This window comes from Limnothrix sp. FACHB-1083, assembly GCF_014696485.1.
Lineage (GTDB): Bacteria > Cyanobacteriota > Cyanobacteriia > CACIAM-69d > CACIAM-69d > CACIAM-69d.
In genome coordinates, this window is record NZ_JACJQD010000002.1 from 458,142 (window position 1) to 471,025 (window position 12,884).

14 protein-coding genes are annotated in these 12,884 nt (G+C 55.4%); 9 read left to right on the forward strand and 5 right to left on the reverse strand.

Annotation, left to right across the window (positions count from 1 at the left end):
- The first annotated feature begins 356 nt into the window (after positions 1 to 356).
- Together H6F46_RS03975 and H6F46_RS03980 are read left to right on the forward strand one after the other, a co-directional pair.
- Positions 357 to 3,116, forward strand: a complete 2,760-nt coding sequence (locus tag H6F46_RS03975; protein ID WP_190353620.1) for a pre-peptidase C-terminal domain-containing protein — start codon at positions 357 to 359, stop codon at positions 3,114 to 3,116.
- Between the two features lie 200 nt (positions 3,117 to 3,316).
- On the forward strand, positions 3,317 to 3,874 hold the full coding sequence (locus H6F46_RS03980; RefSeq protein ID WP_190353621.1) for a Uma2 family endonuclease: 558 nt from the start codon (positions 3,317 to 3,319) through the stop codon (positions 3,872 to 3,874).
- 14 nt (positions 3,875 to 3,888) lie between these two features.
- Here H6F46_RS03980 and bchD read toward each other — a convergent pair whose 3' ends face one another.
- A complete protein-coding gene (bchD, locus tag H6F46_RS03985) occupies positions 3,889 to 5,934 on the reverse strand; it encodes a magnesium chelatase ATPase subunit D (RefSeq protein ID WP_190353622.1) in 2,046 nt (681 codons plus the stop codon).
- 341 nt (positions 5,935 to 6,275) lie between these two features.
- Here bchD and H6F46_RS03990 point away from each other — a divergent pair, with 341 nt between their 5' ends.
- Positions 6,276 to 6,734 (forward strand): DUF29 domain-containing protein, encoded by a 459-nt coding sequence (locus tag H6F46_RS03990; protein WP_190353623.1) that lies wholly within the window; start codon positions 6,276 to 6,278, stop codon positions 6,732 to 6,734.
- Between the two features lie 11 nt (positions 6,735 to 6,745).
- Positions 6,746 to 7,240, forward strand: coding sequence for a DUF29 domain-containing protein (locus H6F46_RS03995; RefSeq protein WP_190353624.1), 495 nt, complete (start codon positions 6,746 to 6,748; stop codon positions 7,238 to 7,240).
- Positions 7,241 to 7,266: 26 nt separating this feature from the next.
- On the opposite strand, the gene H6F46_RS04000 is transcribed toward H6F46_RS03995, so the two are convergent.
- From H6F46_RS04000 to rsfS, 3 genes are all read right to left on the reverse strand, one after another.
- Positions 7,267 to 8,220 carry an asparaginase gene (locus H6F46_RS04000; protein ID WP_099533424.1) on the reverse strand — a complete coding sequence of 318 codons (954 nt, stop codon included), beginning with the start codon at positions 8,218 to 8,220 and terminating at the stop codon, positions 7,267 to 7,269.
- 205 nt (positions 8,221 to 8,425) lie between these two features.
- Positions 8,426 to 8,926: a CGLD27 family protein gene (locus H6F46_RS04005; protein WP_190353625.1), complete on the reverse strand. Its 501-nt coding sequence runs from the start codon at positions 8,924 to 8,926 to the stop codon at positions 8,426 to 8,428.
- Positions 8,927 to 8,998: 72 nt separating this feature from the next.
- Entirely contained in the window at positions 8,999 to 9,388 is a 390-nt protein-coding gene (gene rsfS, locus H6F46_RS04010; protein ID WP_370567079.1) for a ribosome silencing factor, read from the reverse strand.
- Positions 9,389 to 9,565: 177 nt separating this feature from the next.
- Here rsfS and H6F46_RS04015 point away from each other — a divergent pair, with 177 nt between their 5' ends.
- From H6F46_RS04015 to H6F46_RS04030, 4 genes are all read left to right on the forward strand, one after another.
- Positions 9,566 to 9,778, forward strand: a complete 213-nt coding sequence (locus tag H6F46_RS04015) for a hypothetical protein (RefSeq protein WP_190353626.1) — start codon at positions 9,566 to 9,568, stop codon at positions 9,776 to 9,778.
- A gap of 177 nt (positions 9,779 to 9,955) precedes the next feature.
- Positions 9,956 to 10,459, forward strand: coding sequence for a DNA-processing protein DprA (locus tag H6F46_RS04020; RefSeq protein WP_099533428.1), 504 nt, complete (start codon positions 9,956 to 9,958; stop codon positions 10,457 to 10,459).
- Between the two features lie 38 nt (positions 10,460 to 10,497).
- Entirely contained in the window at positions 10,498 to 10,911 is a 414-nt protein-coding gene (locus tag H6F46_RS04025) for an MAPEG family protein (RefSeq protein WP_190353627.1), read from the forward strand.
- Between the two features lie 133 nt (positions 10,912 to 11,044).
- Positions 11,045 to 11,536 carry a YajQ family cyclic di-GMP-binding protein gene (locus tag H6F46_RS04030; RefSeq protein ID WP_099533429.1) on the forward strand — a complete coding sequence of 164 codons (492 nt, stop codon included), beginning with the start codon at positions 11,045 to 11,047 and terminating at the stop codon, positions 11,534 to 11,536.
- Here the strand turns inward: H6F46_RS04030 and H6F46_RS04035 are convergent.
- Complete coding sequence (locus tag H6F46_RS04035; protein ID WP_190404979.1) at positions 11,523 to 11,738, reverse strand: hypothetical protein; 216 nt, start codon at positions 11,736 to 11,738, stop codon at positions 11,523 to 11,525. The genes H6F46_RS04030 and H6F46_RS04035 overlap by 14 nt on opposite strands.
- Positions 11,739 to 11,823: 85 nt before the next feature.
- On the opposite strand from H6F46_RS04035, the gene H6F46_RS04040 reads away from it, so the two are divergent.
- Entirely contained in the window at positions 11,824 to 12,855 is a 1,032-nt protein-coding gene (locus H6F46_RS04040) for an AraC family transcriptional regulator (RefSeq protein WP_190353628.1), read from the forward strand.
- Positions 12,856 to 12,884 lie beyond the last annotated feature (29 nt).

Sequence of the window (12,884 nt, forward strand, 5' to 3'; positions counted from 1 at the left end):
AACGCTCGATCGCTTTTCCGAGCTGAGAGAATTGCTGCCAACACTACTGACAATCAACACTGACAATCAACACTGACAATCAACACTGACAATCAACACTGACAATCAACACTGACAATCAACACTGACAATCAACACCCACGATAATTGGTTTATAAAATTTTTATGAAAAAGTATCAATAATGGCATCATTTTCTCTTTAAGTTTAATTTTTCTAAAATCTCTTAAATACCTTACAAATTCTTTCTCTAGATTGACAAACTTTCTGCAAAGCAGCTAGCGTGACTTTCGAGGAAATTTCGTTCCTCGAAGCATACTTTTGTTAAGAACTTGACACATCAGGGATAAGTTAATCGATGGACTTTGATCTCACTCCTCAAAATGATGTCTTTACCATTGGATCAACCGTTCCCAATGGTTCTAGTGTTCGCGGATTGAATGGCAGTGATCGCATCTTTGGGGCAGCGCGTGCCGATGTGATCTATGGCAACAACGGTGGGGACTATATCCTCGGCAATGCTGGGGATGATGTGATTTATGGTGGGCGAGACTCCGACTTTCTAGCTGGTGGTCAGGGGGCCGATCGAATTTTTGGCCAGCGGGGTAATGATGTCTTATTGGGTGGAGCCGGAAATGATCTCCTCGAAGGTAATGAAGGGGATGACTTTCTCGCCGGAGATGTGGGTGTTGATACCCTAACTGGTGGTGATGGATCGGATGCATTTGTTTTATCAACCTTGCAAACTGCTACCAGCATTACCTCAGCCGATCTAATCACCGATTTCAATGCCGAAGCTGGCGACTTATTCGCTTTGACTGATGGCAACAACGACAACCTCTCCGAAGCCGATGTCAGGCTGGAAGCCAATGGCAGCGACACCATCATCCGCCTCGCATCCACCGGGGCCATCTTGGCTCGTGTGCAGGGAGTCGCTCCCACAGCATTGGCGGGGACATTTAGTACCCGAAAAGCCACGATCGATGACGTAGAGCCAGGTGCCAACAATCTGGGTAACCTCGGCGTAGCAGCCTCCACGAACAACTTTGTTGGCGATGCAGACTATAACGACTACTTCCGGTTTACGGTCACCAACCCATCAGTCCTAGAAGCAAATCTCACAGGTCTTGCCAATGGCAGCGATATAGACATTGAGCTGTATCGAGATGCAGACGGAGACGGGGAATTGGGAACCGATGAAGTGATCGCCTCTTCCGCCCAGTCAGGAAATGCCGCAGAATCCATCAGCAACATGTTGCTGCAACCCGGAGACTATTTCCTAGCTGTTACTCAGTTTGAAGGCAGCAGCAACTACACCTTGAGTGTGGCGGGGGCCGCTGGAACACCACGGGATCTGGCCGGTAGTAATGCAGCTTCTGCACGAGCATTGCCGACCAATGAGGATACTCAACTGAACGACTTTGTTGGCGGTAGTGACCAGAGCGACACTTACCGTCTGGCGGTGGATATTGGGTATTTGGACATCACCACTTCCAATCGCACGAGTGATGTGGATCTGCAACTATGGCGCGACAGCAACGGGAATGGGGAGCTGGATCCGTCGGAAGTCGCGGCCGAGGGCAAGAATGACATCCTGCTGGATGGGGGGCTGACACCCGGGGACTACTACGTGAGCGTGAAAGCAGCTAGTGCTGCCACACCGTACCAAATTACTGCTCTCAATGAGAGAGGCAATCGGGCGGAGATCGAGAACTTTGAGCCACTGCTCCCAGGTATTGACAATAAGGGGCGGCTTGATCAAAACGACTTCCCCGATCCTGGAGATCCGGATAACTATGCGGATGTCTATCAGTTGCCGGACTTGCTCAGCGGGCTAACGGTGGAGTTAACCCAATCGTCTACTGAGTTTGATGCTTATTTGACGGTGGTTGATGCCCTCACTGGGGAAGTGATTGCGGAGAATGATGATATTGACACCGAGGGCGGTAATTATGACGCTCGCGTGACGTTCACAACGGATGCCGCTCGCCAGTACTTGGTCTATGCCTCCAGTGTTGATGCTCCCGGTTTGGGAGCTTACAACATCACCGCTAGCGTCACCGGCACTCCAACCACAACCGTGCCGCGCATCAGTCGTACCGATGAAGAATTGCCACCGCCCGTCTACACCGGTAAAGGCGATACCGCAAGGGGTGAAGCGGCCGCCAAGGTCGTTAACCTGGAATACGCGCCCTTAACAGGCGGTGTGGTTGAAGCACCCTATCGCATCAATGGCATCAACCAAACCAGTTTGGGTAACTGTGCGGCACTGGCTGCCATCACAGCAACCTTTGGCAAGATTGAAAATCCGGCGGCAGCGGCAACGGCTACTAGCGCAATTCTGAACAGCAATTTGCAGGTGACTGGAGCAAATACTTATAGCCTCAAGACCTATGACTACGTGACTGGCCAGGAGAAGGTTCAAAGTGTCAACAATCAAGTGATTGTCAAACCCGATTCGCAACGGTTGTTTTCCAATTTGCCTGCTCCAGGACTCTATGATCCAGAGCAAGCTAATGGTGTTGCAATTTGGGGATCAGTGGCGGAGCGTGCTTATGCTAAACAGCGTGGAATTGACGAGAACCGCGATGGATACACGGTAATTGGCAATGGCGACATTGGCTTTGTTCCCCTCCGTCGGTTCACCGGTAAGAGGACGGAATTCATTAATTTGAAGCCAGAACGGACAGAGGATCAGACGGAGTTTCAACCTTTCCTTGCGGTAGAAACTTCTAGCGAAACGAATGAGAAGGGCAACATTCGTATTAATAACTTTCAACCGTCAACTGACGCGCCCATTGGCAGGAACGAACTTTTCCAGAGAATTCAGGCGGCTCTGGATGGTGGACGTTATGTAATCGCCAGCAGCCCAGGTGATGCGACGCAGCGCTCTGGCGGTCTCATCCCCGGAGGTCATGCCTACAGTGTTCACAACGCCTATGTTGACCCGAGCACTCAGAACCAGATGATTATGGTTCGGAATCCTTGGGGGAAAGACAATAGCAAAAACGTGATCGCTCCTGAAGATCCCTACAAGGATCCTAGTGATGGATTCATGACGCTGACCTTTGACAATTTCCTCACGTATTTTGTGGAGGTCGCAATGACGATCAATTAGTCAGTGAAGCGTAAACGTTATCCGCTTTGACGACGATCGATCATTACGATCAACGTTAATTCATAACTTTGCTGGAAGGATCAATCGCTCATCGAGTGATTGATCCTTTTCTCCTCAATGGGGGTGATCAAGAAATTTCGGCCAATGCTGCGTCATGATTGAGATGTCGCCCCGACCCATTGAACAGTAGCAATTCGATCATGGTTGCCACGATCGCCCCGGGTTTATCGCTTGCGAAATTTTTACAGCAGCCGGAGATTGACGACTCGCCGGCCTGGGAGTTTCACGATCAAGGGCCAATCCAAAAACCAATGCCGGGTGGAAAACATAGCCGTCTGCAAATTCGCTTAGGCGGGGCCATTAATTCACCCTGGGAAGCGCTGACGGAGATGCGCTGCACCTTTGGCGATCGCTCGATCGTGCCTAACCTGATCGTTGTCCGCGAGACCGACGTGCCGATCGATCAGGCGGATGAAATTTCGGACTTTGGGATGACGGTGGCTCCCAACTGGGCGATCGAGATTCTGTCGCCAGCCCAGGGCGAAACCCGCGTGGTGCGAAACCTGTTGCACTGCTTGCGCCACGGGAGCCAGTTGGGCTGGTTGGTGATGCCGCGCGATCGGGTGGTGGTGGTGTTTTTGCCCGATGCGTTGCCGCTGGAATTGTCGGGGAGCGATCGCCTGCCGGTGTTGCCGGACTTGCCCTTGGCACTCACCGTAGATGAGTTATTTAGCTGGCTAAAGCGCCGGGAACCGTAACCGGGCGATCGCCCCTATTTCAAGTCGGCGATCGCCCCTCGGGCCATTTCGGCGATCGCTCGATCGGTGGCTTTCGGTAGGTGGTAATACTTGCCGCCCGCCGTTTCCGCTAGCTCCTTGGCGAAACCTGTTGAAACGAATTTGCTTTGGGTGTCAATTACCAGCAGCTTGATGTTCAGGGCGCGGATTTTGCCGGAAATGTCCAGCAGCTCTTGCTTCACGTCCGGTTTCTCGTCCGGCTCCATCGGCTGGCCGAGCGATCGCGCCAGGGGCACATTTCCCCGACCGTCCGTAATCGCCACGATCACCACCTGACCCACATCCCCCGACTGACGGGCATTGGTGCCGACGCGCACCGCCTGGGTCAAACCGTGGGCCAAGGGCGAGCCGCCACCACAGGGCATGGTTTCCAGCCGTCGCCGGGCCGCCGAGATTGATCGCGTGGGCGGCAACAGCACCTCTGCTTGCTCACCCCGGAAGGGAATCAGCGACACCTGATCACGGTTTTGGTAAGCCTCCGTCAGCAACCGCAACACCGCCCCCTTGGCGGACTGCATCCGGTTCAGGGCCATCGACCCCGATGCATCCACCACAAACACCACCAAGGCTCCGGCCTTCCGGGCGAGGCGCTTGGCCCGCACGTCGCTTTCTTCGACGAATACGCGGCGACCCGTTTCGCCCGCAGCGGCGGCTCGGGTGCGGCGGGCTTTTTGGTAGGGCGCGGCCGATCGCAGGGTGGCATCGACGGCAATTCGGCGCACGGGGCCGCGCGGCAAAACGGGTTTGATGTAGCGCCCCCGATCGTCCGAGAAGATGATCGATCGGCTGCCGGAGCTACCGCCCGATCGCTGGGCCGTGGTTTGGGCAAACAGCAGCACCGACGGATCCATCACCACCCCTTCCGGGTCGAACACGAATTCCTCGGGGATGGCAGGCGGCTCGTCCGGTTGATCCTCGTCTTCGTTTTCGTCTTGATCTTCGTTTTCGTTGTCAGTTTCGTCGTCCTGTTCCTGCTCCGCTTCCGGCTGCTGTTGCGGCGGCGGGGGCGGCGGCGGCTGTTGCTCGTCCGGCGGCGTTTCAATCACCGTGGCCCGGGGCACAATCACCAATTCCACCGCCACCCGCAGGTCATCGGCATTCACCGCCGTCCGCCCATCGAGGGCCGCATGGGCTTTGGCAACCCGCACCGCAAACAGTTCCGCCCGGTGGCCCTGCACCCGGCCGCGCACCGCCTCTTGCACCAAATATTCCACCTGCTCGCGGCTGATCGTGGCATCACGCAACCACTCCCGCGCCAACAGGATTTGGGTTTTCAGACCATCCAGTTCTTCGGCATATTGACCGAGGAAGTCCTGGGGCGATCGCGCATAGCCCACGGCCCGATCGACCACTTCCACCCGCTGATCCAAGCCCAACGCTCCATCGGCGGACAGGGCGATCGCAATTCGATCGAGCAAATGCTCCCGCAGCGGCCCCTCTTCCGGGTTGTAGGTGGCGATCAACAGGGCTTGGCAGGGGTGAGCAAAGCTGATCCCCTCCCGCTCAATTTGGTTGCGCCCTTCCCCGATCGCCCCCAACAGCAGGTTGGCGATTTGGTCATCCAGCAAGTTCAGCTCATCGACATACATCACGCCCCGGTTCGCCTCCGCCAGCAAGCCGGGCTGAAACACCGTTTCGCCGCGCTTCACGGACTGGCCCACATCCACCGAACCCAGCAGCCGATCTTCGGTCACACCCAGGGGAATTTGCACAAAGGGCGCGGGAATCACTTTCCGGGGCACTTCACCGGTAAATTGCAAGCCGTCTTCCCAGCGATCGGGCGCGTCCGGGTCGCAGTTGCTGAGGGAGCCGTCCACCACCTCGATCGGGGGCAGCAGGGCATGGATCGCCCGCGCCATCACCGATTTGGCCGTGCCGCGCCGACCGGCGATCGCCACGCCCCCCAGGCCCGGATCGATCGCCGCCAACAGCAAAGCCATCTTGATCGACTCTTGGCCGATCACCGCCGTCAGCGGAAAGGCGATCGGGTCTCGGGTTTGGGGCGGCGCAGTAACGGACATGGCGGGCGAAAAAGGGAAATTCTTATGATCAGTCTTGATGCTTTTCAGGATATCAGCGCAACGGGACAGCCGGGCCACTTCAGGCGGTTGGGGCCGTAGTGGCGTGACAGTCCGAAAATTGCAGGTTCCGCCGGGAGCTTGGCTGTTACCAAATCGTCAGGGGGCAAGGGGCTTAAGTCCCTTGTCTAGCAGGGTGGAACGGTTTTTGGATAAGGGTTTTGCGGGTTTGATGACCTTTCACGGACTGTGCCACCACGGTGCTGGATCTTGCACAATAGCAACAGCGACCTTGGGCAACATTGCAGTTTCTCGATGGTCAAGGCGCTGAGGAGTTTGAGCCAATGACTTCCAAAACGATCGCCCCGATCACCTACGACAGCGACTATTACGGCTGGGTGCAACAACAGGCCGAACTGTTGCGATCGGGGCAGTTTGATCAATTGGATCTGGAGAATTTGTTAGAAGAGGTTGAAAGCTTGGGGCGATCGGAAAAGCGAGCTTTAACCAGTCAGATTATCCGGCTCTATTGGCATCTGCTGAAGTGGCAATACCAACCCCACAAGCGATCGAACTCTTGGGCATTTTCCATTGAAGATGCGCGGGATGAAATCTTGGAATTACTCGACGAAAATCCCAGCTTTCGGCGCGACTTAGCAGATTGGATCGTCAAGAGCTATGAGCAGGCCCGCAAAAAAGCCGCCCGAGAAATGGGCTTACCAATCGATACGTTCCCGATCGAGCTGCCGTTTACTTGGGAAGCTGCGATGACTGTTGCGATCGAATATGTTGATCGGGATTAGGATGCCACCGCATGGAAACACAGACGACTATCGAGTCGATCGCCCCGACCACCTACGACAGCGATTATTACGGCTGGGTGCAACAACAGGCCGAATTGTTGCGATCGGGGCAGTTTGATCAATTGGATCTGGAGAATTTGTTAGAAGAGGTTGAAAGCTTGGGGCGATCGGAAAAGCGAGCTTTAGCCAGTCAGATTGTGCGGCTCTATCTGCATTTGCTGAAATGGCGGTTTCAACCCGATCACCGATCGAATTCTTGGGTGTTTAGCATTCGTTCCGCCCGCCGTGAAGTTCAACAGTTACTCACCGAAAATCCGAGTTTGAAACCCTGGCTCCCCAGTGCAATCGAGCAGGCCTATCCCCAAGCCCGCGAGCAAGCTTTTGTGGAAACAAAATTGCCCTTGAAGACGTTCCCGATCGAGCCGCCCTTTTCCTGGGAATTGGCGCTCACGATGTCGATCGAGTATGCCGATCAAGATATGGATCAAGATCAGAAATTGAGTTGATTTTGGTCTGCTCAACCGATCGAAATCTAGGCGATTTTTAGCTCCCCGATCGCCTCTAGCCGCTTAAAGGCATTGAGCTGCACATATTTTTCTTCCAGCGCTTCCGACACATCGGGCCCAATCCAGCCCAGTTGTTTCAGAATGTGGATCGCAGCAGCATATTTGGCCCGCTTGGCCCCGTCTGTCACCTTGATAGCAATGCCCAGCCGCTCGCCCACGCGGCCCATACACTGCATCCCTTCGGCTCCCGCTTTGCTGACAATTTCGCCCCCCGTCAGCCGCATCAGATCCGTGTCAAAGCCACCATGGCCGGAAATCAGCTCCGGATAGCCGGTCATGGCCCGCACGATGCGCTCCAATTGCAGATTGTCGCCGGATGTGAGCTTGGCAAACAGGGTGGCCAACTCCTGAAGGGGCATCAGATAGGTGGGCGCGCCGCAATCGTCGCGGGCTACGACAAATTCTTGGGCAGGAATCCCGAGCAGCTCGCCAATGACACTGGAAACGGCTTGCTGGGCGGGGTGGGAATATTGCAGATAGTCCCCGATCGACCAATTGCCGTGACGACACATGGCCAACATCCCTGCATGTTTGCCAGAGCAGTTGTGTTGAAGTGCGCTGGATTTGCCTTGGGGAATCGGGCATTGGAGGGCGCTGGGTTCAATGCCGCAATGCCAAAGGATGTTGAACACTTGGCGGGCTTGGGCAATGTCTCCCTGATGGGAACTGCACATGATCGCCAGGTCGCGATTGCTGAGACCAAAGTGATCCAAGGTTCCAGAGGCGACCACGGCCAGGGCCTGGAAGGGTTTCAGAGCCGATCGCGCAAAGCTGGAGATGCCGGAATCGCCCGCCAACATCAACAAGCGCCCCCGGTCATCGCAGGCCACTGCTTGCACCATGTGGGTGGACTCCACCAACCCTTCCCGCAGCAAGCGAATTTCAATATCGGCCGCGCGCGTTAATTTGCCCCGAGTCATAAAAACTGGTTTGAAACTTGTTTAGTTAGACATTAATTCCGCCAAAAACTGCGATTGTTCATCGCAATTTAAGATCAGCTTCGGCAATCAGCCCATTTTTTCGGTGTTTTCCATTCTTCAACGGATCTTGCGCGGATCGGGGCCTTGCGATCGAACTCGCTCGATCGCGCCCACCGTTCCCCATCCAGGTTAACCGAACCGGCCCCTAGACCAGGCTCCAAACGGCCGCCCCCGCCAGCAAGGTTCCTGCCAAAATCAGCACCAACCGCCGGAGCCGATCGAGCGTGGGCTTCACCTCATAGGAAACCACTAGCCGATCTTGGGCCAACATTTCCGGAGCCTTTTCCCAGACCTGGCCGTCATACCAGCCGGATTCTTCATAGATAATTTTTTCGCTGAACAGGCGACGGCCCACATAGCTCCAGGCCGAATAGATCCGCGCCAACACCAGCAACACGGGTAACACCGCCCCGCCACCGGCCCCCAACAGAAAGTGAGCCAGGTCTTTTTTGAGGGGGAAGCTGGCGGCGGCCACGGGCCCCACCACCAACCAGCTCCAGGCCCAAATCCACAGCAGCTTGATCACCAACCCTCGGCCCGGCAGGGTGGGCCAAGACAACAGCCAGGCCTCCTTCAACTCGGAAAACTCGTTGAGGGGTTGTTGTTCTTCGGGAACGGGGCAAACCGAACGGGGCGATCGCGTCATAAACAAGGGATGAATCAGCTCTGTTGCGCCGCTCAGGCATGGATGATCAGCGGGGGGATCGAATCGAGATCCCTAGCCAGCCGTGTTGGACGATTCAGTGGCGGGCAGGGGCCGAAACTCCAGCCGCCTGCTGTGGCCCCAAAAGGCTTCTAAGTTGTAGTATTCGCGCTCCGTGGGCATCATCACATGCACCACCACATCGCCGTAGTCATGCAAAACCCAGCCGCCATCACCATAGCCAGCGGTGTTTTGGGGCCGGCGATCGAACTCGGTTTTCAGCTTCATTTCGATCGCGTCGGCAATGGCGCGAATTTGGGCCCGCGAAAACCCGGTCACAATCAGGAAATAGTCCGCCAGGTAGGAAACCTCCGTCACCTCCAGCAGCGCAATGTCTTCCCCTTTACGATCGTCCGCCGCGTTGGCCGCCGCGATCGCCACTTCATAGCTGGAACCACGCCCCAGTTGATAGACCGCCCCCTTGGCCACAGGCGGCGCAAACTCCACTACCGTCTCGTCGTCCCCTTCGTCTTCAATGCCCTCAGCCGTCAACAGGGCCAGCTCTTGCGCGTTCAACTTCAAATCCGGATCACTCATCAAAATTACGTCGCCGCGATCGGCTGGCGAGGTGAGTTCTACACAATGGCGCAACACAGTGGCACAAAACAGTGGCACAACGCAGGAACCCGAAACCAAAACGCTGATGAACGGTCGATCGATCAACCCAGCCTCCACCCCAAGCAAAACTTAAACGGTGGCAACAAACTGGGGCGATCGGGTCATGAAGATGAGAGCGCAGCCCTCCGGTTCACGGGTCACTGTTTTGAGTCACGCGCCATTGAACCTTCAGTCTAGCAAAAGCCGTTGTTCTGCGAATCGATCCCCTGAATTACCATCCCCAAAAGCATCCTTCCGCCAATCCTGGCCTGAATTTGTACTCGCCAGCCCACCTCATTTTTAAATTCTTGGGCCGCAACGCCAGCCTCCAAGTCTCTGTTAAAATGGCGGCGTTGTTATTGCCCCGTAGCACCCTTGAGTCCGTCTCTCGATCTTCCCAAGGTTGACGATTTTTTGCAGGAACTCGCTGCAATCCAGCAAACCGGCTCCAAGCGGATCGCCATCCTGGGTTCGCGCCACGTGCCGATTACGCATCAACAATTGATTGAAACCCTCAGCTACGCATTGGTGCTGGCCGGGAATCAAATTATTACTTCGGGTGCTACGGGAACCAACGCCGCCGCCATTCGCGGAGCCATGCGCGCCGATGCCAATTTGTTGACCGTGATTTTGCCCCAAAGTTTGGAGCGGCAACCGCGCGAATCTCGCGATCAATTGGAATCGGTGATTCATTTGGTTGAAAAACCAGAAAATGACCAGCTTTCTTTGGCGGAAGCCAGCTCCCTGTGCAACCACGAAATTATTTCCCGTTGCCAGCAGTTAATTTGCTTTGCCTTCCATGACAGTGTGACCCTGCTGCAAACCTGCCGGGAAGCTGAAGAACAGCGTCGGGTGGTCACGCTGTTCTATTTCGACTAGTTGATTCGACTTCCTGAAATTCGACTAGGTGAAAACGCATGATTTTGGGTTTTAGCATTCCCACTTTGCTGCTGGGTTCAATTTTTGTGGCGAGCTTTTTGGTCTATTTCCCTTACTTGGCGGTGGCCTATGCCCGGTTCCAGGTGGGGATGGATTTGGGTGCGCCCCGGGCCATGTTCGATCGCCTGCCGGACTATGGTAAGCGAGCCACTTGGGCCCACCAAAACAGCATTGAAACCTTTGCTCCCTATGCCGCTGCGGCCCTGGCGGCCTATGCCACCGGGGTCAACACCCCTGCGGCCGGTTGGGCAGCGGTGGCCTTTGTGGGAGCGCGGGCGCTGTTTTCGGTGGCCTATTTGGCCAACATTCCTCCCTTGCGATCGCTGATGTTTGGCATTGGGCAAATTGCAATGATTTCGCTGTTTGTGCAAGCACTCCAGCAAATTGCCTAGGGGGGCTGAATCCACGGCTGCATCAGTCACCATTGGCGAGTCTGGTTCATGGGAACTCGATCGCCCCTGGCTGAAGATTGATCACGAATTGGGCGATTCATTTTGTATTGGTTTGGATTGAAAAATTAGGGTTATGGCTGCGACGTTTTCCTTTGATGTGGTGAGTGAGTTCGATCGACAGGAGTTGGTCAACGCGATCGACCAATTGCAGCGAGATTTGAAATCCCGCTACGACCTGAAAGACACCAACACGATCGTTGAACTGGGCGAAACCGATCTCACGATCGAAACCGCCAGCGAAATGACCCTTGAAGCCGTCACGGCCGTTTTGCGCGAGAAAGCCGCCAAGCGAAAACTAGATCTGAAAATCTTTGACTTTGGCGACATTGAATCCGCGAGCGGCAACCGTGTTCGCCAAAAGGTGAAGTTGCAAAAGGGCATTCCCCAAGACATCGCCAAACAAATCAGCAAATTGATTCGCGATGAGTTCAAAAAAGCTCAAGCCCAAATTCAAGGCGACGCAGTGCGCGTTTCTGCCAAATCCAAAGACGATCTGCAACTGGTGATCCAGCGCCTGAAGCAGGAAGATCTGCCCGTGGCACTGCAATTCACTAACTATCGTTAGTCCCACCGGCTCCCCGATCCAGGAGCCGGCCCTGGCAACCCAAAACATCTTCAAGCACTTTGCCGTTTTGGCAAGGTGCTTCATTTTGGCAATGGGATACTGCCGCATAACCATGGCCAGATGCAGCGCGATCGCCCCGGTGGAATGGCCGGACTCGATCGTTGTCGCAGCCACAACGGGTTGGCAAATGTCCAGAGACCACGATGTTGCTGGCTTGCTCAAGAACAAATTCTAATGCAACAATTTCGCATTAATTAGAATCTGTCTTTTAAGCCAGCGCGATCGCCATGACCATCACCACTTCTGAACAAGCCGCCGTTGAGCTTTATCAAGAGACGGCTGCCCAAGCCCGACACCCAGACGCAACCGATCGGCACGATCGCTTATTGGTTTACCCCGCTTGGCTCTGGGACGGCTACATCCGAGAAGTGGAACTCCGGGAAGGCTTTGAAATCCAAGTCCATCACTACCGGCTGCGCGATCGCTGGGATGCGGCCCTGGCCGAGCGTGCCGAGTGGCTGTCGTTCCATTTCCACCTCTCCGGGCAGCACCAAGACAGCTACACCGAAGTTCACAACCTGGAATATGCCCTCTACGGCAGTGGCCTGGCCCCCAAGGATTGGATCATTGGCACAGACCGGAACCCGATCCTAGAAGTCCATATTTGGCTGTCGCCGCAGGTGTTTCAGTCCTTTGCGGGTCAAGACGGGGAACTCCCTCCGGCCTTGCGCCACCTTGTGCGGCCACCAGACCAGCTCTACTACACCCGCGTGGGCAAAGTCTCCAGAGCCATGCAGCGGGTGCTGTGGCAAATCATTCGCTGTCCCTATCAGGGCATTACCAAGCGGATGTTTCTAGAGAGCAAGGCCCTGGAGGCGGTGATGCTGGTGCTGGCCGATGAGCTGAAAATTCAGCAGGAACAGCCATCAACCCATGGCCCAGCAGAGACTTGGGAGGGCGGTGCGGCGCTGGCAAACCTGAAACCCGATGATATCGATCGCCTGCACCAGGCGCGATCGATCTTGCTGAAACACCTAGAGCAGCCCCCCTCATTGATGACTCTGGCGCAACAGGTGGGGCTGAACAGTCGGGCGTTAAAAGAAGGCTTTCGGCAGGTGTTTGGTCAGCCACCTTTTACCTATTTACATGACCATCGCCTAGAGCAAGCCAGACAGTTGCTCGAAACCGGCGAGCTAAAAGTGTCCGAAGTCGCGGCTGCTGTGGGCTTTGGCGATCGCAGCCACTTCGCCAAGCAGTTCAGAACCAAGTTCGGCATCAATCCCAAGCTCTATCAGGCCCAGCGCAAAAAGTTCTGCTAGCCCCCAAAAAAAGTACCGCGACTCACCAA